Source organism: Paenibacillus sp. FSL H8-0332, assembly GCF_037963835.1.
Taxonomy (GTDB): domain Bacteria; phylum Bacillota; class Bacilli; order Paenibacillales; family Paenibacillaceae; genus Paenibacillus_AQ; species Paenibacillus_AQ rhizoplanae.
The window spans coordinates 6,431,142-6,452,764 of the sequence record NZ_CP150145.1; the positions used below are offsets into that span (position 1 = coordinate 6,431,142).

The 21,623-nt window shown below is 39.4% G+C and carries 19 protein-coding genes; all 19 read right to left on the reverse strand.

The genetic code is table 11. The features are described from left to right. The 19 genes from NST43_RS28020 to NST43_RS28110 all read right to left on the reverse strand — a co-directional run bounded on the left by NST43_RS28020 (position 1) and on the right by NST43_RS28110 (position 21,431). On the reverse strand, positions 1-708 hold the full coding sequence (locus tag NST43_RS28020; RefSeq protein WP_339225545.1) for a heptaprenylglyceryl phosphate synthase: 708 nt from the start codon (positions 706-708) through the stop codon (positions 1-3). 166 nt (positions 709-874) lie between these two features. Beyond that, entirely contained in the window at positions 875-1,741 is an 867-nt protein-coding gene (locus NST43_RS28025; protein WP_339220596.1) for a phosphatidylinositol-specific phospholipase C/glycerophosphodiester phosphodiesterase family protein, read from the reverse strand. 120 nt (positions 1,742-1,861) lie between these two features. Then, the gene (locus tag NST43_RS28030; RefSeq protein WP_339220598.1) at positions 1,862-3,262 is read right to left on the reverse strand and encodes an undecaprenyl-phosphate glucose phosphotransferase; all 1,401 of its coding nucleotides are present in this window, start codon (positions 3,260-3,262) and stop codon (positions 1,862-1,864) included. After that, on the reverse strand, positions 3,259-4,212 hold the full coding sequence (locus NST43_RS28035) for a glycosyltransferase family 2 protein (RefSeq protein WP_339220600.1): 954 nt from the start codon (positions 4,210-4,212) through the stop codon (positions 3,259-3,261). The genes NST43_RS28030 and NST43_RS28035 overlap by 4 nt, the downstream gene beginning before the upstream one ends. A 106-nt stretch (positions 4,213-4,318) precedes the next feature. Continuing rightward, on the reverse strand, positions 4,319-5,305 hold the full coding sequence (locus tag NST43_RS28040) for a glycosyltransferase family 2 protein (protein WP_339220601.1): 987 nt from the start codon (positions 5,303-5,305) through the stop codon (positions 4,319-4,321). Positions 5,306-5,480: 175 nt separating this feature from the next. Then, on the reverse strand, positions 5,481-6,350 hold the full coding sequence (gene rfbD / locus NST43_RS28045; RefSeq protein ID WP_339220603.1) for a dTDP-4-dehydrorhamnose reductase: 870 nt from the start codon (positions 6,348-6,350) through the stop codon (positions 5,481-5,483). Next, positions 6,350-7,372 (reverse strand): dTDP-glucose 4,6-dehydratase, encoded by a 1,023-nt coding sequence (gene rfbB, locus NST43_RS28050; RefSeq protein ID WP_211721285.1) that lies wholly within the window; start codon positions 7,370-7,372, stop codon positions 6,350-6,352. The genes rfbD and rfbB overlap by 1 nt, the downstream gene beginning before the upstream one ends. A gap of 163 nt (positions 7,373-7,535) precedes the next feature. Beyond that, the gene (locus tag NST43_RS28055; RefSeq protein ID WP_339220606.1) at positions 7,536-7,940 is read right to left on the reverse strand and encodes a GtrA family protein; all 405 of its coding nucleotides are present in this window, start codon (positions 7,938-7,940) and stop codon (positions 7,536-7,538) included. Then, complete coding sequence (locus NST43_RS28060) at positions 7,891-8,826, reverse strand: glycosyltransferase family 2 protein (protein ID WP_339220608.1); 936 nt, start codon at positions 8,824-8,826, stop codon at positions 7,891-7,893. Before NST43_RS28060 ends, NST43_RS28055 begins: the two co-directional genes overlap by 50 nt. After that, positions 8,807-9,904 (reverse strand): DegT/DnrJ/EryC1/StrS family aminotransferase, encoded by a 1,098-nt coding sequence (locus NST43_RS28065; protein ID WP_339220609.1) that lies wholly within the window; start codon positions 9,902-9,904, stop codon positions 8,807-8,809. The genes NST43_RS28060 and NST43_RS28065 overlap by 20 nt, the downstream gene beginning before the upstream one ends. A gap of 72 nt (positions 9,905-9,976) precedes the next feature. Then, positions 9,977-10,390: an FdtA/QdtA family cupin domain-containing protein gene (locus NST43_RS28070; protein WP_339225546.1), complete on the reverse strand. Its 414-nt coding sequence runs from the start codon at positions 10,388-10,390 to the stop codon at positions 9,977-9,979. 79 nt (positions 10,391-10,469) lie between these two features. After that, positions 10,470-11,279: a hypothetical protein gene (locus tag NST43_RS28075; RefSeq protein WP_339220611.1), complete on the reverse strand. Its 810-nt coding sequence runs from the start codon at positions 11,277-11,279 to the stop codon at positions 10,470-10,472. A 45-nt stretch (positions 11,280-11,324) separates the two neighbouring features. Next, complete coding sequence (locus NST43_RS28080) at positions 11,325-12,581, reverse strand: acetyl-CoA acetyltransferase (protein ID WP_339220612.1); 1,257 nt, start codon at positions 12,579-12,581, stop codon at positions 11,325-11,327. Between the two features lie 34 nt (positions 12,582-12,615). Continuing rightward, entirely contained in the window at positions 12,616-13,920 is a 1,305-nt protein-coding gene (locus tag NST43_RS28085) for a 3-hydroxyacyl-CoA dehydrogenase family protein (protein ID WP_339220613.1), read from the reverse strand. A gap of 194 nt (positions 13,921-14,114) precedes the next feature. After that, positions 14,115-16,106 carry a YfhO family protein gene (locus tag NST43_RS28090; RefSeq protein WP_339220615.1) on the reverse strand — a complete coding sequence of 664 codons (1,992 nt, stop codon included), beginning with the start codon at positions 16,104-16,106 and terminating at the stop codon, positions 14,115-14,117. Positions 16,107-16,216: 110 nt separating this feature from the next. Next, positions 16,217-18,004, reverse strand: a complete 1,788-nt coding sequence (locus tag NST43_RS28095; protein ID WP_339220617.1) for a glycosyltransferase family 2 protein — start codon at positions 18,002-18,004, stop codon at positions 16,217-16,219. A gap of 25 nt (positions 18,005-18,029) precedes the next feature. Then, positions 18,030-19,472: a methyltransferase domain-containing protein gene (locus NST43_RS28100; RefSeq protein ID WP_339220619.1), complete on the reverse strand. Its 1,443-nt coding sequence runs from the start codon at positions 19,470-19,472 to the stop codon at positions 18,030-18,032. Next, entirely contained in the window at positions 19,469-20,686 is a 1,218-nt protein-coding gene (locus NST43_RS28105) for an ABC transporter ATP-binding protein (RefSeq protein WP_339220621.1), read from the reverse strand. Before NST43_RS28105 ends, NST43_RS28100 begins: the two co-directional genes overlap by 4 nt. Then, complete coding sequence (locus NST43_RS28110) at positions 20,676-21,431, reverse strand: ABC transporter permease (protein ID WP_339220623.1); 756 nt, start codon at positions 21,429-21,431, stop codon at positions 20,676-20,678. Before NST43_RS28110 ends, NST43_RS28105 begins: the two co-directional genes overlap by 11 nt. Positions 21,432-21,623: the final 192 nt, after the last annotated feature.

The window sequence follows — 21,623 nt, forward strand, 5'->3', positions numbered from 1 at the left end:
CTACCAGTCTATCTGCGGTGTATCCCGCACAGCCTGGACCGTCAACAGCGCTTCTTCCACATTGCTATAAATAATATTGCCGACCACTACTGTATCACATAGTGCGGCTACATGCATGGCTTCCTCTGCACCTGTAATTCCGCCCCCATAGAAAAGCTGACTGTGCTCAACCACTTCCCTGACCTCGCGCACAATCTCCAGATCTCCGTAACGTCCGCTATATTCAAGGTAGACCACCGGGAGGTTCATCAGCTTGTCTGCAATCTGCGCATAGGCTCCCGCACCAGCCGCATCGAGCGAGCAGTCCGCACCGGTCAGGCGCGCTACCGAGGAATCGCTGTTCAGCACAATATAGCCCTCTGTCAGCAGCAATTCCCATGGGATCAGACTGCCGAAGCGTTCAATGGCCCGGCGGTGATGGCCGAGAATCCATGAAGTATCGTCAGTGTTGAGCACCATGGGAATCATATACAGGTCAAAACCGGGCACAGCGGCCTCCAAATCCGAAATCTCCAGCGCGCAAGGCAGGTCATATTGCCGGATTCTCGCAAGCAGACTCACCGTATTCTCATAAGTCACGCCGGTAGAGCCGCCTACGATAATCGCATCGGTTCCCGACTGGCAGACAGCGGCCAGCTCCTTGTCACCAAGTACACGGTCCGGGTCCAGCTTGAAGACATGCCGCCACGGCCTGATCATTTGCCGCATCTCGTTCATCTTTGTCCATCCTCATTGTTCATCTAAGTGAATATACACACTCCTGCGCACGCACAATCCGTATCTATAGTCTAAGTCAGCACGAAGGGGAGTGTCAATTTAAAAGAGAACAAAATGCGAACATTTTTTCGCATTTCTGCCTTGGACTTCTCCTCGATCAGCGGAGACCCTTGATCCGGTTCAAATCATTTTCCGGGACAAAATCAGTGTAGAATCCGTTGACGCCCAGCCGGGACAGCTCCACAATCTCCTGCTCGTCGTTCACGGTATGCACGTAGACTCTGGCGCCCGCTTTTTTCAAGTTACGCACGAAGCTCTTGGTAGCCCTGGTTGTCGGCATCGTGATGTCCACGCCGGTCTGCTTGACGAATTCAATGACCACCTCGTCGCTGTCCTCTGTCTGGTATAGGGTATAGATGATTTCCGGAAAATCATACACCTGTTTCACGACCTCCAGCATCTCCCGGCTGTAAATCTGCGGAACGATCCGCTCCAGCAGCGCTGGGTCCTTCTTCTGTGCGGCTTCTACAATGAGCTGAAATTGCTTCGTTACCTGCTGCGGCTCTAGTTCCTTCGTGTCCGTTACAATATAGGTATCCGGGTAGATCTCCATCAGATTGACGATTTTCTCAATATCCAGCGGAGAGTAGAGCTCCAGCACCGGGCTGTTCATCACTTCATCGTGAGTCAGCACCTCCCCCTGCTTGTCAGGAGGAAGAACCTCCTGCTGACCCAGCTTCTTACTCATACCTGTAGTCCATTCATGGCGGGCCACCAGCTCATCATCACTGGTCAGCAGCAGGTCCGCCTCAAAGATCCGGGTCCCCTGCTCATAGTTCGCAATAAAAGCGTCCTTGGTATTGGTATACGCCTTGTCATTGATTCCGCCCATGGCATGGGCAATGACCCTGTGGGCCGCGAAGCCTGTAGCTGGCTGTTTTTCTTTTCCTCCAAGCATCAATACAAGCAGTAGTGTAACAGCCCCGATCATAGTAATAGAAGCAATAAGCTTTGTTCTCTTCATGATGGCAGTCTCCTTTGCAAGTAGTAGAGAGTCGGCTGAAAAAAGCAAAAACGGCTGTGACATCCTCAAGGGGCAGCAACCGTTTTTTAGCGGAGAATATAATATAGATAAGACCGTGTATTAATAAGCGTTCTTGAAGCCATTACGAATAGTCTTGGCAATAATCCGGATGTCGAACAGCAGGGACCAGTTCTCGATATAGAAAATATCATGCTTGATCCGGTCCTCAATCGAGGTATCCCCACGCAGACCATTGCTCTGAGCCCAGCCGGTAATTCCCGGCCGCACGTGATGCTTAACCATATATTTCGGAATCTCGCCACGAAACTGTTCTACAAAGAATGGGCGCTCAGGACGCGGACCAACCACACTCATCTGCCCAAACAGCACGTTGAAGAATTGCGGCAGCTCATCGAGACTCGTTCGGCGGATAAACGTTCCAAAGCGGGTCCGGCGCGGATCATCCTTCGTGCTCCAGCCTGTGTCCACTTCACCGTCCGTCTGCATTTTCATGGAACGGAACTTGTACATCATGAAATTACGGCGGTTCAGACCCACCCGCTCCTGCTTGAAAATCACCGGTCCCGGTGAAGTCAGGCGCACTCCGAGCGCAACAATCAGCATCACCGGGGACAGCATGAGAATGGCGAACAAGGCAAACAGAATATCAAACGCACGCTTCGCCATTTTGTTCCCGGCCATATCCAGCGGAATATCGCGTACATTAATCATCGGCATCCCGGCAAAGTTATCGAAATACGGACGGGCCGGCAGATAGTCGAAGAAGTCGGGGATAATCAGCGTCCGCATCCCGGCTTTCTCACAAGTAGCAATAATAGCCGGGTATTTCGAGTGGGCATCCAGCGGCAGCGCCAGAATGACCTCATCGACAGGAAGCATCTCCAGCATTGCCTCCAGCTGATCCACGGTACCCAGAATCGGCTTATACCGCTGCTCCTCAATGCCATCCCACTGATGGAAGTCATCCAGGAACCCGATCGCCTCATAGCCCAGCTCCGGATATTGCTCCAGGTTGTTATAGAATCTTTTACCCAATGTGCCTGCACCAAGAATCAGGACGAACTGGCGGTTGAAGCCTTTTTCACGCAGCGACTTCAGCATCTTCTTCAGCACATAACGGTACAGCATAATGGACAGAATATTGAAGCCCATGTAGATCGCCAGGTATTGACGGGAGACATCAATCTCCCTCAGGAAGAACATCAGGCCCAGCAGAATAAAGATCCCCATCGCATGAACCTGAAACACCTTCAGGAACTCATCAATGAACCGCTTCTTCCGCTTGGGCAAATATAGAGATACCACAATACCGATCAGTATAGCAATGGCCCCATAGATGACGCTCCAGTAAGCATAAGATTCTATAGGCAGTGTCCGATAGGATTCCAGCAGGCCGCTCTTGAACTTCAGCCACCAGGCTGCAAAGAAGGACAGCTGGATCACCAGGAAGTCGGCAACCATATATAATTGGGTCAGAAACTTTTGATTACGGCGCATCATAATCTCACCTCAGCCTTCGATTCATTGCGGATACCGGCTTCCCCAGGGACTGCCAGACTCTGGGCCGGCGTTGGAACCTTGCGTGGAGCAATCAGTGCGTTGCGCAGCAGCGATAGCGTGAACTTGACGCCCACTCCCGCATATACCGCTCCATTTATCATACTGTTGTAGCGGCTGCTATAATGCTTCTTATGAAATAAAATCATGGCCCGGTGAAACTCATACACAATCCTGAACGGTCTGCGGCGCGCACTGCCACCCTTCAGATGTACGATGGACGTCTGCGGATAATAATAAATCCCCCAGCCCGCTTCCTTGATCCGGTAACACCAATCCAGATCCTCTCCATACATGAAAAAGGTCTCATCCAGCCCGCCCACCTGCTCAATCGTCTCCCGGCGCAGCAGCATGAAGGCTCCAACCAGACAATCTACCGGATATTCGTCATCCGGGTCCAGATAACCTAGCTGGTAGCCGTTGAACTTCGGACGGTCCGGGAACAGCTTACTGAAGCCAAAGGCATAATAGAAGGACGCGGACGGCGTCGGGAACCCTCTCCGGCAGGCCTTATCGAGCGACCCATCCGGCAGAATCACCTTACATCCGGACGCACCAAGATCCGGGCGGCTGTCCATGAACGCCAGCATCGTCTCCAGCGTATCCTTGCGGATCACGGTATCTGAATTGAGCAGCAGCACATAACGCCCGGAGGCTACCTCTATCCCCTGGTTATTCCCCTTGGCAAAGCCAACATTCTCGGAATTGGCAATTAACAGTACCTCCGGGAACTCCTTGCTTATCGTCTCCACCGAGTGATCTTGGGAGTTATTATCTACTAGAATAATTTCATAGAAATACCTTGTCTCGGAATCATATACCGACCTCAGACAATCCATCGTCAGGCGGCATGTGTTGTAATTTAGAATCAATATACTAACATCTACATTCACTGCTATACTCTCCTGACAAATATAGTAATCTATCGACAATTATTATAACACAAAAACCCCGCTGATAGGCAGCGCCTGTTCAGGGAGGTTTTTACAAGGCTATCATTCATTCCCCGGCAAGCTTGACCCTCTTCTGAATATACCGGCGCTTGCGCTTAAGAGAAGCTCTCTGGGCGAAGAAGGAGGGCCAGGCTCCTAGCAGCTTAGGCTCCTTCAACAACGAGTAGCCGTGTGCGGCAATCTCATAAGGAAGAGAATTTAGCAGAGTGATTAGCAGGGTGCGGGAGGGCTCGTTCTTGTATATCATTTTGTAGCGGTTAATATAGGAGATCCGCTTGATGAACATCGCCTTGCCGCTCCGCCCCGACGTCTTCCAGCCCCGCTCATGGTAACCTATCGCTTCCGCATCATAGTAGGCCTTCCAGCCGAACAATTCTGCACGCCAGGCCACATCTACGTCTTCCTTATAGGCAAAAAAGTCCGCATCGAAAAACTCCCCCTCGACGCTGATATCCTCAATCATCCGCCGCGAGTACAGCGCCGCTGCACCGGAGACACCGAATACTTCACCAGACTCATTCCACTGGTCAGCAGGCTCTCCCGCTCCACGGTCAAACGCCCGCCGCGCCTTATTCATACGCAGTCCGGCACTATCCACCAGCGAATGATCCGCCTTCAGCAGCAGTTTGCCTGTGGCACTCCCGATCCGGGAATCGGCTTCCATCCGGGCAACCAGCCTGGAGATATAGTCCGGGGCCAGCGTAAGGTCCGGATTCAACACCAGCACATAATCGGTCGTAGTACCGGCAATTGCCTGATTGTGTGCGGGGGCAAAGCCGGTGTTAAGTTCATTTTCCAGGAGGACTAGGGTTGAGCTAGATTTGCTATTTACATAGGCTCCAGATTGAGTCGCTGCTGTGCGCTCATGATAGAACGTCCTTACCTTCTCCGCCGATCTATCCGTGGAAGCATTGTCGACCACCACAATCTTTTTGACCGGATAATCCTGATTGAGCACAGCCGACAAGCATTCCGCAATATCATCTGCGCTGTTATAAGTAACAATATGCACACTGACTGTTTTAAGTTTCATGGGGTACCTCGAGTTCCATATATTCATTGTTCGAACCTGTTACTCCCCATTATAGCGAAAAGAGAGGTGCCGGGCTATGGAAGGTTGTTAAACCGCTCTCATCAGGACTATCGAATTACAATAAGAAACCCCTAACCATTAAGATGGATTAGGGGTTCTTCAACATATCCTGCAGCTATTTCAGCTCCAGCAAAAAGTCTCTCAGCCCTTCACGCCATGGACGGATATCCTGGAATCCGTTAGTACGGATCGCCAGATGCTCCATCACCGAGTTGCGTGGACGAGGCGCCGGACGGGGAAATTGCTCCGTCGCACAAGGTTCAAGCTTCGCTGTAAACTTCAGCCCCAGAAGTTCCTCTGCTTCCACAAAGATGGCCTGGGTGAATTCATACCATGTACAAGACTCTGTGTTCGAGGCGTGGTACACTCCATACTTTTCAGTCTGGATAAGCTCAAGCAAGAATCTGGCCAAGTCGACAGTGTAGGTAGGCGAACCTTTTTGGTCATCGACAACCTGCAGCAGCGGCTTTTCCTGCCCCAGCTTCAGCATCGTTTTCACAAAATTATTGCCGTATTTGCCGTAGACCCATGAGGTGCGTACGATGAAATACTTGGAGGATAACGACTGGACTAATACCTCTCCAGCACGCTTGGACTTCCCGTAGATACTCTTAGGATCGGTATTATCATATTCATGGTAAGGCTGTTCTCCCATGCCATCGAATACATAATCCGTGCTGATATAGACCAGCTTAGCCCCTGCCTTCTCAGCAGCGAGCGCCACATTCCGGCTTCCCGTAGCATTAATGAGGTACGCTGCATCCACATCAGTCTCAGCTGCATCCACTGCCGTATGAGCCGCACAATGAATGACCGCATCAGGCATAAAAGCCCCAATGATCTCCTGGCACTGATCCAGATTAGTAATATCCATCTCCTGACGGTCACAGCCTAATACCTCATAATCCTGACCCTGAAGCAAAAGCATAAGATCCTGGCCTAATTGTCCAGCCGCCCCGGTAACCAGTACCTTCGTCTTCGCCATTACAGGGAATCTCCCAGACGGCTGCCGTACTGAAGTGCAGCATACTTCTGGTATTCTCCAGACTGAATGCGGGTCCACCATTCCTTGTTATTCAAGTACCACTGAATAGTCTCCTTAATGCCGGTCTCAAAAGTATGCTTAGGCTTCCAGCCCAGCTCACCCATAATCTTAGTCGGATCAATGCCGTAACGGCGGTCATGTCCGGGACGGTCTTGAACATAGGTAATCAACGAGTCCGGTTTGCCCAGCTCCTGTAGTACAGTATTCACGATATGCACATTCGTCCGCTCATTGTTGCCGCCGATATTGTACACCTCACCGTTCACACCTTCATGAATCACCAGATCAATCGCACTGCAGTGATCCTCAACATACAGCCAGTCACGGATATTCATTCCGTCACCGTATACAGGCAGCGCCTGATCCGCCAGCGCACGGGAGATCATCAGCGGAATCAGCTTCTCCGGGAACTGATAAGGACCGTAGTTATTCGAGCAACGGGTAATGTTAACCGGCAACCCAAAGGTTTCGTGATAAGCACGTACCAGTAAATCTCCGCCTGCTTTACTTGCAGAATACGGACTGTTCGGCGTCAGCGGTGTTTCTTCCGTGAACAGACCTGTAGCACCAAGCGATCCATAGACCTCATCCGTAGACACTTGAACGAACTTAGTCACACTATATTTCTTAGCCGCATCCAGCAGCACTTGAGTACCCAGCACATTCGTCTTCACAAACACTTCCGGCTCCAGGATACTCCGGTCTACGTGAGACTCAGCAGCAAAGTTAACCACTACATCTACACCGTCACCGATCAGCTTATCCATCGCCGCCACATCAGTAATGTCTGCTTTGACGAACGTATAGTTCGGATGCTTCTCAATCGATTTCAGGTTCTCCAGATTCCCTGCGTAAGTCAACGCATCAACGTTGACGATCTGGTAATCAGGATGTTGCTGCAGCATATAGATTACGAAGTTGCTGCCGATGAAGCCGGCTCCGCCGGTGATGAGGAGTTTCATTTTGTACCCACCTTTATTAATAATTAATTCGGAAACAGTTTAATATCCTTTACCGCTCATCGTTAACTGAAAACGAAAAACTCGTGAGTAACATTCGGTGCCATACAATCCCATATTATGCAGTGTTCATTGTACTGGGAATAATATTAGTCCACTTTATCTTTCACTTACTTTTTATAATTAACTTAGAAAGAACATACGTAATAGGAATAGTAACTACAATAACTATTAAAGGTACTACTTTTGTCGATAATCCTAGATGTTCCACTAAAACGTACAACATAAGTATATTTATTAAATACTGCGTCAAGTACACCATAGGGAATTTGAGAAATTTAATAAATGATACCTTTTCTTTAAATACAAAAACTGTATTCAAATAATAAGAAAGAAATATCCCTGAAATATAAGAAACTGTATATGATAAGGAATAATTAAGAAATAAGAGAAGAAGTAAATACACCAAGTAAGTGGCTAATGTATTAATCCCTCCGCTTATAACAAATTTTAAAAATTCTTTATTCAAAAGTCTTATCAACAACGTAGGTTGGTCTTTCTCTACTTTCATCTAGAATCCTCCAAAGATATTCACCTATAATACCCAGCATAATCATGATTATTCCTAACAAAAAAGTTATTAAAGCGATGATTGTTGTCCATCCTTGAAGATTAATATAACCTGATAAAGTTCCTATCACTACAAATACACCATAAAAGAAACTTAAAATCGCAGTAATAACTCCTATTAGGGACATAAAGCGAATAGGTGAATATGAGAAACTAACAAAAGAATCAATAAACAACTTGAGTTTCTTCGAAAGTGTCCATCTAGATTTACCAAATTTTCTTTCCTGTCTAACGTAGGGAAGTTGTACTTGATCATGACCAAGCCAGTAGATAAGGCTCATAATGTTTGTGTTCTTCTCATGAATTTCCACAATTTCAGAAACAACCTGTTTATCTATTAATAAAAAATCAAAACCACCCTTAGGGTATCCCTTTAAAGCAAACTTTTCTAACAGATAGTAATAAGTATTAGAAAACACTTTTTGAGATAATGACTCTTCACGATCTTCTCTAGTGGCAAGAACGACTTTTTTACCTAATTTCCAATGCTCAATCATGTCCTTGAACATTTCCGGAGGGTCTTGCAAATCAGCAGAAATAATACCTACACAGTCGCCGGTAGTATAATTCAAACCCGCTTGTACAGCGGACATCGAACCAAAATTACGACTAAGTTTAATAACTTTAATCCTAGAATCGTAACTTTTTGCCTCAAGTAGCAACTGAAATGAATTATCTTTCGATCCATCGTCTACGAACACAAACTCAAAATCACAATCGGGTATAATGTTCTCCAAATTTTGCAATCTCGGGATAGTATGTGGGATGTTCAACTCGTTGAAGTATATAGGTACAAGTATCGATAATTTAATGCGGTTTGTACTCATTTACAACCTCCACAATTCTTTTCGCGTCAGCCATATTTAATACAGGGCTGATTGGAAGGCTCAAAATTTCTGAATGGATTTTCTCGGAAATTGGTAGCTTCAAATCTTTCCATTCTTTATAAGCTTCTTGTTTATGCGGGGGGATTGGGTAATGAATCATTGTCTGTATTCCATTGTCGCTCATATAATTAATAAAATGTGTTCTATCCAAAGTTCTAATAACAAATACGTGCCAAACATGTGATAATGGGCCTTCTTCTACACTTGGTAACACAATATGTTCATTGTTAATATTGGACAGATAGAAATCCGCAATCGTTCTTCTATATTCATTATCTTGGTCCAAGTATTTTAATTTGATACTTAATATAGGAGCTTGTATTTCATCTAACCTACTATTATATCCTTTAAAGATATTCTCGTATTTTTTTTGTGATCCATAATTTCTTAGAGCATGAAGAGTATCATACAGTTTTTCATCACTGGTTGTTATGGCTCCTGCATCCCCTAAAGCTCCAAGATTTTTCCCAGGGTAGAAACTAAACGCTGCAGCATCTCCTAAAGCTCCAACTTTATAATCCTTATATACAGCGCCATGTGCTTGGGCACAATCTTCAATTATTTTTAAACTATATTTTTCTGCAATATGCTTTATTGGCTCCATATTACATGCCTGTCCATAAAGATGAACTACCATAATGGCTTTTGTATTAGGAGTTATATATTCTTCGATTTTTTCAGGGTCTAAATTATATGTCAGTAAGTTAGGCTCTACTAACACAGGTGTAGCACCATTTGCAGAAATAGATAGTATGGAAGCGATATAAGTATTTGATGGCACAATTACTTCATCTCCAGGACCTATCTCATAAGCTCTAATAATTAGTTCCAGTGCGTCTAATCCATTAGCTACTCCAAGACAATACGTCGTCCCACAATAACTTGCAAACTCGGACTCAAAAGCTTTTACTTGTTCCCCTAAAATATACCATCCGGAATTCAAAAAACTTTTCATGTTAGCCATAATCGCATCCTCATGGCGTAAATTAATTTCCTTTAAATTAAGGAAAGGAATCATGATAATTCACCTATTTCTATTAGAGTAGTTCCAAAATAAACCTTTAAATAGTACTTATACAAAAAAATTTAATTATAATTTCTCACTATAGAATTCAATAAATTTTTCATAGTCTCGAATATAATCTTCAGCGTCGTATAAGTGAGAAGCTAGAACAAGCAACACACAATCTTCTGAAAAATCATACATTTCATGCCAATCGTTAGGCTCAAGGATTAGAATTTTCGTGGGAGAATCTAACAATATATCGGTTTTTCTTTTTGTATTATTTAAATAAACCTTACAACTTCCAGAAACGCTTACCAAGGCCTGTCTTGTCTTGTAGTGGGCATGATATCCACGTCTAACGTCCTCTTGGGTACCATAAATATAAAACACACGTTTAATATCAAAAGGAACGGTTATTTGTTCCTCAATAACCGTTAAATAGCCTTTATCATCGCCCATCTTCTTATTGTTAATAATTGAACTTTCTATCATATTCATCTCCAACTTAAAGCCCACTCCTCGCTACTATTAAAACTTTTAATGATGTTACCTTAGATATATAACAACATTTAAATTGTCAAATACCCTCTATATTCAAGTTTTTATACCATGTTTCGTAGTCTGTATCTTCCCATGGCATACCCTTTTTAAAATAATTTCTCCAAGGATACGCGGATTCACCGGTAAATTTATTTTTTATTTGGTGCACTTTAGCAATCTCTTTAGCTGGATTACCAACTACTACTGCACCTTCAGTAACATCTTTTGTAACAATTGAGCCAGCACCTATCAAAGCATCTTCTTTTATCATCACACCAGGTAACAACACGCTTCCTGTTGCAACTATTGCGAATGACTCAATTTTCACACCTAACAATTCATCTGAAGGTGGAGTTGGGTCATTTGTTAACACCACATATGGAAAAATCCATACATAGTCCTTTATTTCACTTTTTTGCCCAATATGAACATTGCTATGCAAACTTACATAATTACCGATTGTACAATCTCCTTGTATATCGGACAAGGTCCCTATTCTTACGTTATTTCCAATATTGCTATTTTCTCTAATAGTAACTTTATGTCCACATTGAAAATTATCTCCAATAACAGTGTCTCCATATATAATACTTTCCGTCCGAATCAACGCATTTTCACCGATTATTAAAGGATGGCTCTTGTTAACTCTATCTCTATAAAAGTCAAAGAGATATTCTCCAATAATACTTCTTGCTCCTATGAAGCTTCCTCTTTTAATGTGAACATTATCCCTTATAATACATCCATAATCTATATACACTTCATCTTCAATAGTTACATTTTCACCAATAAAAACACCTTCTTTTATAACAACATTTCGTCCGATTTTTGTCGATGTATTAATCACACAACCATCTCCTAAAATAAAATAAATTATTATATACTAAGGGGGTTATTTGTCTTTCCCAACGATAAATGTATAATTAGTAGTCGCGCTTCCACCAATATTAAGCATCATACCATTATTAGCAGTTTCCAATTGATATCCTAGAGCACGTCTTGTTAGTTGCTTGTAGAGATCTAAAAACATCCTCACCCCACTTGCCCCCACAGGATGACCGCACCCAATTAATCCACCACTTGGATTCACAGGTTTAGCTCCATTAAACGATGTTAGGTCAGATTGAATTGCTTCTAATTCTTTCCCCGGTTCAGTTATACCAAAAGCAGAAATTGCAGCGAATTCACTAGAAGTAAAACAATCATGAGTTTCAAAAAAGTCGATATCGTCTACTGTCATATTGGCTCTTCGATATGCATCCATTACTGCTTGTCTTGTCCAAGGTATGATATACTCATTATTAACGCTTTCTTTCATCTTTTCTTCAAACTTCATAGGTGCTACACGATGTCCCCATCCCTTTACAATAGGACATCTTTCTTTTACTTTATCAAACTCAATTATTATTTTTTCTGATGATAATGCTACAAATGCCGCCCCGTCTGTCACTTGGGAGCAATCTGAAGTACCGAGCATTCCACCAATTGTAGGATTAGTAGCTGTCCCTCTCTCTCTAGCTTGCTCCTCATTCATAAACCACTTTTTGGTTTGAGCATTAGGATTTCGCTTTGCATTATTGTAGTTCTTCACAGAGATTTTCGCTAAACAATCAAGATATTGTTTGTTATCAAAATTATATTTTTTCACTGTTTCATCAGCAAGTCGCCCAAATAATTTTGGAAAAGGAAAGTCAATATTTTTCGCTTCACTTTCATAAAATGCTGCTCTACCTAAAAAATCACCACATGTTTTAGAATCCACTGTCTTCATAAGTTCCCACCCAATAACCAATACTAGATCATAATCACCTGCTCTTATCTTCGTTATACCTGCATCTAGTGCAACAGATCCAGATGCACATGCAGCTTCATATCTAGCAGAAGGAACACCATAAAAAGCATCGTTAACCTCGGTTAATAAAGCCCCTAAATGGCCTTGGTCTACAAAGTACTCACCAATAAAGTTCCCTACGAAGCAAGCAATTCTACCTTCTTTGTTTAAATTTTTAATATCGTTATAAGTAACCCCAATATTCTTCAACCCATCATCAATAACCTCTTTTAAGAGGGCGATGATCCCTTTCCCTTCTTTGCTCCAGTTCCGTCCAAAATCTGTTTGTGCCCCGCCTAACACATATACTTTCTTCATAAAAGTCCCCCCCTTTATTAATACATAGATTTTTTCATTTTGCTTTGAAGAATGGTCTATAATCATAATTCGAACTTGGGATATCTTCTAATAAAATATTGAGGTCAAAGCTACCTTCTAATTGATTTCCTAAATGCTTATACGCAAGTTTTTTAAATTCATAAACGCCTCCAAAAGCCTCTATCACCGAAAGAGGAGGTGCCCAATCAAATCCAGATGCCATAACATCATCACAAGAATGCACACTTTCACCAATTTCTTTTGCAGCAGTTATTCCGTATAAAACATATTTAATTAGAAATTCAGTACATATTTGAGCTTCTATAGAATGGTTGTTTAATAGAACTGCAAATGCATTATTGTAGTTTCCTATTCTCAGTTCTCTAACCATATTTTTAGCAAAAGTAAACACGTAATCTTCTTTAGGCCGATAGTTATCAGAGAGCACATCATACACATATATTGATTTTTTGCCGTCAACCTGCCGTTCAATCTTATATAGTCCAATTCCAGATTTCCTACCTAATTTGTTGTCTTTGATAAGATTAGTAGCAAAGTCAGGCATTTCAAATGAACTTCGTGCATAATCTTTAGAGTTATAGTACAAGTTGTCAACGATCGCCTTATGAACATCAAGTCCAACAAAATCAGAGGTAACTAAAGGTGCCATGCTCCGTCCAGTAAATGGGCCCAGGATAGCATCAATATAGTCTACCCCCCCATTATCTTTATACAGATCTGCATATCTTAATGCTTCGTTAATGAAATAAAAGCCTATTCTGTTCCCTAAAAAAGCAGGTGCATCCTTAACTTCTACAACTTTTCTATTAAGGATATCTTTCAAGTATAATTTCAATTCATTAAGCATAGTTTCATTTGTGACCCTGGATGGTATCACTTCACAAAGGCTCATATTATATGGAGGGTTATACATATGTATACCTACATATTGAGATCTAAGTTCTATTGGAAAGCACTCAGAAAGCTCATTTATTGATAAGCCGGAAGTTCCAGTACTTATTATTGTATTAGGTTTTATAAATTCAAGTATTTTTAAATAAACGTCTTTCTTTATTTCTAAGTTTTCTGCTACACTTTCAAATATTAAATCAGAATCAGTAATACATTCCTCTAAATCACAGTAAGATTTAGGAATTAAATTCACTTTTATAGCCTCTGCTTTTACAGATTTTGTCGCTTTGATTGCCGCAGCCTCAGCCGAAATAATATCTCGACAAACCATATACACTTTGCAATTACCAAAAGATGCGAATATTCCCGAAACATTGCACCCCATTGTTCCATTTGCGCCGATTACAGTTACAGTTTTAATATCCACAATGCACTCTCCTTATCAGTAAGGTCAATAAATAACCAAAATAATCTAGGATTTTTCAGAAAAAAACGCCTATTTAAACAGAGATAAAGAAGTTGCTATTCAATCAGTCGGGGAAACGCAACGGAGATATTCCTCAATACCTCCCTAATCTAACACGCCAAATTATTAACCCCTACCCATCTCCTTAATTATTCTTAATTAAGCTTGAAACGAAACTTCGGTATTAATTTAAGTGCATATAGCAATAATGTAAACCATACAAATATAGTAATATAAAAACTAATAATGAGAGCTTGAGGGCTAAATTCAAATTCAACCTTATGACTCCCTTTGTTTACTAGCACGCCCATTGTACCATCTTCATTTATTTTTAAAGGGGCGGTTGTTCCATCTACTTTCACATTCCATCCTTTAAAATATGACTGAGTCAATCCCACTACCCCAGATTTATCCAAATAAAAATCTCCACCTATCTTATTTCCGTTAACGTAAATATAATCAGGACTAATTCTATCTTCATTGTTAATACTAGACCACAAAACTGGATCATCCTTTTGTGGCAGTAAGTTTAGTGAATAGGCAGAATTAAAATTTTTCAATTCAAAACCACCTATATATCCTCCGTTTTGAAATTGTTGAGAATATACTGTATAAGGGAAGGCGACGGGAAATGGTTTAGAATCAATATACTTATTCAACACACTAATTTTTCCAGGGGAATTATACATATTTTCAATAGCAGTAGTATATGAAGTTGGTCGATCTTTAGTCCCCAAGGTGTAAGTACCATTACTAAATACTCCTTGGAAAGAAAATATCAATACAAAAGTAAAAAATAAAATATCAGCACAATTTTTAGATGATTTTTTTATTGAAATATAATAAAAAATCAATATTATTAATGAAAAAAACAACTCTTTTCTAGTCCCTGAGGGCAGGTCAAACTTCAGGTTAACAAATAACTTTAGAAAAGTAATTTGTGCTAGTATTATTAGTATTAACAGACTACTAGTTAAGAGCAACTGTTTATACTTTTCATAATATAAATCAATCGAACTCAAGCTAGATGCGACCAGCATTATTAAATAAAAGAAAAACAAAAATCGTAATCCTGCAGGAAACCTAAAAGTATCAACAAATGGTATGAAACTATATACCATTTTATAGATAAATAGATTTTTACCAAGCGACAACGACAATGTTAGCAATACTAAAAATATCAACTTTATATTTTTCTTACTAAACCGAGTAATACAAATAAATAAAGTAATCGGTAATGAGATATACATATTGGTCATTGATACATCAGCATTACTAATATAAGGGGACAATTGATTGAATTTTGGAGATATCAACCCTATCAAATTTTCAAAAGACAATGAATTAATAGTTGCCGCACCCCACCCAACAGAAGATCTTGTTATTAAATTCATTGCTTCTATTGTGCTTACAAGGGTAACTAAACTTGACCCTAAAACTACAACCACGAAAATAAATAATGAATAAAATATATTTTTTAACATGAGAGAAATACTAGTGAATTTCCCCCTATATTCTCCTATATCAAATAGGAATTCAATGAATAATACGAGGAGAATAAAAACGACGAATACAGGATAGCTATTTAGAACTAACAATCCAATAAAGGCTCCTAAAAAAACCACATTTCTTTTATCCGAGGTTCTTACCCATAATTGATAAAAATATTGTACAAATGGTATTAAGGCAGCAGCAGCAATAAAAGTTATATGCTGGGCATTTCCGATAAATAAACCACAGGTTGCATATGCTACACCTAGTGCAGAACAAACCCATTTCGATGAACAATAATTACCTGTAGCTAAATACACTCCCATTGATGCAATTATCGCAATCAACACAAACTGAACTTGTAATACATATTGAGAATAACCAATAAAACCCAGTAATAAAGTTAGCGGTGACCAAATTGGGCCACCAAGTAAGTGAGATAATGGTATTCCTCTAAATTGATAAAACTCCCATAACGGTAAATCCCCGTGTTTTATATGATTTGACAAAGAAACCATAACAGAGAAGAGCGCATCATACGTATCCCACTTTAACCACCACATACCAAAGAGTAAGGGACTATATATTATTATTACGCTAATAATCATTGTAATGAATGCAATTTTCTTTGGTAATTTAGAATAAAAACGCTCCATGGAATTTAACCCTTTCTACCTCATCTATAACCGCTAATGTTATTTATTATCATACATATAGAATGACAAGTTCATAAATAACACCAGCAGCTCATATATTCGTTTTCCAGTTATCTAAGTATTTTCTTTGCATATCTAATCATTTTATTCCTGGCTTTAAAGAAAAAAGATTTGAAGGTTAGTCCTTTAACTTTATAAATCAACATTGGGGGTCTATTCAATAGATACTCCGCATCTTTAAATATAGATGCCATATTAATCTCAAACTTTTTATTAAAGTGCTTTTCTCTTACAACTACAAGATATTTATCAAACAATTCTTGTCTCTCTGTACTACTCACTACACTTGAAGGAATTCGATATAAGGAGGTTAGTTTCTCTACATACAAAAAATCATATTTCAGAGCATACTTTAACCACAAGTCCCAATCTTCTAGAACCTCTAACTCAACATCTATTCCACCTAAATCGTCATAAATCTCTCTACTAAATAAAACCGTTTGAATAGGGAAGTAATTATGATGCATCAGCACCAATCTATTAAATGGTTGTCTGTGTTGAACGTTGTGAAATAATTCTTTGTATTGGTAAGGATCCCTTGAAGTTATTTCCGTAGGAACCTCAAAACTTATAGAGTAAGCAGCCTTTTTGTCGGGATTTTTCTGCAATTGAGAAATTAAAACTTCAACATGATCTGCGTAGAGTAAATCATCATCATCTAGAAAATTAAAATATTTTCCCGAGGCTGTTTCCATTGCTATATTACCGACTACACATCTTCCAACCCTATCATGCGTAGCTTTATAAACTATATTTAGATCTGCAAATTCCTTTAATATTAAACTTTCTGAAATAGCTGGACCGTCTTCAACTACAATAACTTCAATGTTGCTGTATGTCTGATTTCGAACACTTATCAAAGCTTCTCGCAATACACTAGGTCTTCCACATGTTCTTATTAGAATAGACACAAGAGGCATTTTTTCAGGTTTTTCATTGATGTAGAATGCGCCTTCTCTTATAATTTCATAATCCCACATTTTAAAATCAGCTTGAAATCTAACTGATTTTGCATTTTTAAATTTCCACTTTCTAAACCTATATCCTTCAAAAGGGGCACGAATTATATTTTTGAACACTTTAGCCTTATGATTCTTGGAAGGTCCCTTAACTACAAGTAATCCACCATACATAATATGGCCCTTAATAATATCCTTAATATCTCCAAACTTATAACGAAGCATCAAATTCATGAATGTACTATTATAAAATTGATTAGGCTTAACTTCATTTGCACTCATATACGTATAATGATGAATTATACATTTAGGCACATATATCAGCTTAAAGCCATGAGCTCTAAACCTCCAGCTTAAATCAACATCTTCACCATACATAAAAATCTTCTCATCAAACATACCTATTTGTGTGAAATAGTCTCTTCTAACTAAACAACAAGCACCACTAGACCAACTTGTCTCCATACTTACAGGATTATAGATTTTAGGATGCTCGTAAGGAAATTGCCTCGCTTCCCACAACCCAATACTATCATCAGAGTTATCGACAGCCTTCATTAGTTCTATAATGCTGTCTTTGTCAACCTCAGTATCAATATTCAAGAAAAAGACATGATCTTGATTCGTATTTTTAACTCCATAATTATTAGCTTTACCAAAACCAAGATTTTTATCTAAAAAATGGTATTCATAGCCACCGAAATCTTCTTTCCCATCAAATGCTTCTATTAATTCTCTACTTTTATCGTTTGAACAATTATCAACAAAAGTTAAATGTAATTTATTTAAAGGATATTTTTGATTGTATAAGCTCTTTAAAAGCTGATTGATCCATTTCTCAGAATTATACGATATTAATATAATATCTAAAGTTTTCAATGATAGTCCCTCTCCTGCCTAAAATTTAGCTAAATAAGCTCCTTATATACCTAAATATAGAAGTTATTCTCCACGAAAATGAATTTTTAAGATTGCTAATTTCTAATTCCAGCTCTTTATTATTTATATTAATTAAATCTAATTCTTTATTTCTTTGATCCATACACTCCAACTTCTCATTTTGAGCATTGATTAAATCCTCTGTTAATTTAGTTGATGCATTTAATTCTGACTGCAGATAAGAAGTCATCTGAATTAGACTTTCTAAGTCATTAGAAATTTTATGATCTTCTAGTTTTTTTTGAACACTATATAACAACCGGGGCTTAAGAGTTGTTTCAAATAACATCTCAATTTGAACACGAAAAAACCTATAACTCGTCAAATCCTCATGAATAAAATCTTTTTGCAACTGAGGATCTTCACCAAATGAGAACAAATTCAGTCCATCTACTTGATCTTCTATTTCCAAGTCATGGATGGCTACTAAATTACTATTTTCAATAGCATCTAATTTATTAGTAATGGCATCCATACCCCACACTTTAAAGGAACGTAGATTTGCAAAGCAGGGGAAATTAGTTGGATCTAAACGAAGTGACCTCAAATCCCCTTCATCCAACTTAAACTCAAAGGCATAATTATGGTATTCCCCATCCGCCTGCAGTGGAAGTCTTTTTGAATTCAGCTCTTTAAATCCATCACCTGTGTTCCAAAATAATTGCATAAAATTCGCAAATCGAAAACTCTCTTTTTCTATATAATCCTGATGAACATTAGATTTATTAGATTTATTTTTTTCTGAAATAGTAACGAATTGATACACATGAGCATCAGTTTTATTTTTCAGGTACTCCTCTACTGCACTTGGAACCATACTATAACTACTTGCCAACTCTGTTTGCTCCGGCAGCATACAAATTTTGTGAAGTTCCAGCAAAGACAAGTCTGCTGAAAGGAGTAGTTTCTCCAAGTTATCGCGAGTAAAAAAGGTTATATGCGTTCTGTCTAATAGCCCTGTTTCTTTATATTCAAATTTGCCTTGCATTAACTGTAGTATTACAGCTGCATGTCCAATGTGGGGAACAGAGATTAAAACCTTCCCATCATCTTTTAATAACTTTTCAGTTAAGTTCCCCAATATCTCTTCAGGCTTCACAAGATGTTCTAGAACGTCCGCAAATATCAAATAATCAAAATATTGAAATTGATTTTTACATTGTTCTAACCACTCTGTTTTATTCAGATCAGCTATAATCATCTTGTCACAGAACATCTCAGCTTTGGCGGCTGCTAGCTCATCAATTTCCAGACAGTATACTTCACACTTCAATTCGTTTTTCAAGTACTCTGTCATGTAGCCATCTGCGGGTCCAAACTCAAACACCTTCGAATTCGGCTTCACATTCCTTAATATTACCGATAGTGGAGTATCCGTTTCTAAATCTACAGAATAATGATACTTCAACTTCCATCCTCCTTGACCTTCCACGAATGTTCTAGAAATAATAAACCCTCAGCAAAATAGGAAGAAGAGCCTAGATTAAAAGAAGCATACCTCGCTTTATAATCCAATCTTATTAAACCAGAACTTTCAAAGAACCCTATATCCAGATAATAGGTTCCAGGCAAAAGAGAAATTTTCTCATAAGTTAACACTAGACTATACGTTCCTGATTTAGAAGGAAGGGGATACTGGTCTAATTTCGTATTGAGACCACAAACATATTTGTTTTCTCTATCGAATATTGCAATGCCCCCAACTAAATTTTCAATACTCTGATGCAACTCATAACTCACTTCAATTATAATATCGTCATTAAATTGAAACTGCTTCGTTGGCTGCATATCTTTATTGAAAAATTTCACTTCTCCAATTGTTAAAGTATTACTTTGAAAATCTATACTTTCTTGTTGATTATCAGATGTTTCATCAGGTACATCCAACATATTTTTCATATAATCCTCATATAATTGAGAGACGCCATTCACATCTCCCCTCATATGAACTTGCCCGTCCATCATCCAAATAACTTCATCACAAAAATTACGAATTGAATAGGTATCATGACTAACAAATAAAATTGTTTTCCCTTCTTTTTTAAAACTCTTCATTTTCTCAATACATTTCAACTGAAATTGCATATCCCCTACAGATAAGGCTTCATCTACAATGAGGATATCGGGATCGACATTAACTGCACAAGCAAACGCAAGTCTTACATACATCCCAGAGGAATATGTTTTAACCGGTTGATCTATGAAGTCTCCAATGGCGGCAAACTTCTCTATGAGTGGAACTCTCTCCTTCACTTCAGTCTCTGAAAGCCCCATTATCGCTCCATTAAGATAAATATTTTCACGCCCTGTAAATTCCGGGTTAAATCCACTTCCCAGTTCTAGTAATGCAGATATTCTCCCGTCAACCTCAACATTCCCCTGAGTCGGAGTCATTGTCCCTACTATTAATTGAAGCAAAGTGCTTTTACCCGACCCGTTTTTCCCAATAATACCTATAGTTTTACCTTTTGGAATTTGAAAGTTAACATTCTTTAGAGCCCAAAACTGGTTTTTTAATTTATCTTTATCTTTAACGAAAAACTGTTTCAGTCGGTCCGTAGGTTTTTCATACATTAGAAATGATTTACTAATATTATTTATTTCGATAGCATTAGAGGACATCAGCAAACCCTCCCTTAGTCTTTCTAAACCAGACAAACCCTAATAAAAACACTATTGACCCTAGGACCAAACCTAAGATAGTGAATTTCCAATCCGGCACTTGTCCCCACATTAAAATTCTCCTCATATCTTCAACCACATATGTTAATGGATTAAAGTAATATAAAAATCTAAGCTTTTCAGGAATAATACTTATTGGATAGAAAATCGGGCTAAGAAACATGAGTGCTTGCATAACTAAACCAATCAATTGTGTAATGTCCCTAATAAAAACTCCTAAAGAAGATAGAAGCCATGAAAAACCAGTTGCAAATAAAATAATGGGTAAAAACACAAGCGGTATAAAGATAATAGTCCAGTGCAGTGAACCAATTAACAACAGGCCTACTACCAGAATCCCTATACTTATAATTGTATGGACTAAAACAGATCTCATTAGAACTATTGATAAAATTTCCAAAGGAAAAACAACCTTTTTGACCAAGTTCGTATTACTAATCATCAATGTTGGGGACTTTGTAATTACCTCTGAAAAAAAGTTGAATACAATCAACCCGCAAAATAGTACTAAGGCAAATTCAAATTTATTATCGGAAGCAGATGCCCCCCACCTATTATTAAATACGAAGCCAAAGAAATATGTATAGATCGCCAACATAAAGAGAGGTGTAACAAATGACCACAATATCCCTAAGTAAGAACCTTTATATCTTTGTAATACATCCCGTTTAACTAACTGCTTCATCAAATGTCTATTCTGTCTGATCAATGTTAAAAAATATCTCACTTTTTTTCTCCCTAACTATAATGAATTTGGTATTAGTAATTTTGTATTAGCAAATGATACTTATAACTAAATCACAATAATTATCATCCTAAAAACTAACTACTGCTCCTATGTTGGCCGAGACATGTCTCATATGCTAAAATATCCTCG

Coding starts and splice junctions, on each gene's coding strand:
- NST43_RS28020 (WP_339225545.1), bottom strand. CDS start 708: ATGCGGCAAATGATCAGGCCGTGGCGGCATGTCTTCAAGCTGGACCCG.
- NST43_RS28025 (WP_339220596.1), bottom strand. CDS start 1,741: ATGAAGAGAACAAAGCTTATTGCTTCTATTACTATGATCGGGGCTGTT.
- NST43_RS28030 (WP_339220598.1), bottom strand. CDS start 3,262: ATGATGCGCCGTAATCAAAAGTTTCTGACCCAATTATATATGGTTGCC.
- NST43_RS28040 (WP_339220601.1), bottom strand. CDS start 5,305: ATGAAACTTAAAACAGTCAGTGTGCATATTGTTACTTATAACAGCGCA.
- rfbD (WP_339220603.1), bottom strand. CDS start 6,350: ATGGCGAAGACGAAGGTACTGGTTACCGGGGCGGCTGGACAATTAGGC.
- rfbB (WP_211721285.1), bottom strand. CDS start 7,372: ATGAAACTCCTCATCACCGGCGGAGCCGGCTTCATCGGCAGCAACTTC.
- NST43_RS28055 (WP_339220606.1), bottom strand. CDS start 7,940: ATGAAAGTAGAGAAAGACCAACCTACGTTGTTGATAAGACTTTTGAAT.
- NST43_RS28060 (WP_339220608.1), bottom strand. CDS start 8,826: ATGAGTACAAACCGCATTAAATTATCGATACTTGTACCTATATACTTC.
- NST43_RS28065 (WP_339220609.1), bottom strand. CDS start 9,904: ATGATTCCTTTCCTTAATTTAAAGGAAATTAATTTACGCCATGAGGAT.
- NST43_RS28070 (WP_339225546.1), bottom strand. CDS start 10,390: ATGAATATGATAGAAAGTTCAATTATTAACAATAAGAAGATGGGCGAT.
- NST43_RS28080 (WP_339220612.1), bottom strand. CDS start 12,581: ATGAAGAAAGTATATGTGTTAGGCGGGGCACAAACAGATTTTGGACGG.
- NST43_RS28090 (WP_339220615.1), bottom strand. CDS start 16,106: ATGGAGCGTTTTTATTCTAAATTACCAAAGAAAATTGCATTCATTACA.
- NST43_RS28105 (WP_339220621.1), bottom strand. CDS start 20,686: ATGTCCTCTAATGCTATCGAAATAAATAATATTAGTAAATCATTTCTA.
- NST43_RS28110 (WP_339220623.1), bottom strand. CDS start 21,431: ATGAAGCAGTTAGTTAAACGGGATGTATTACAAAGATATAAAGGTTCT.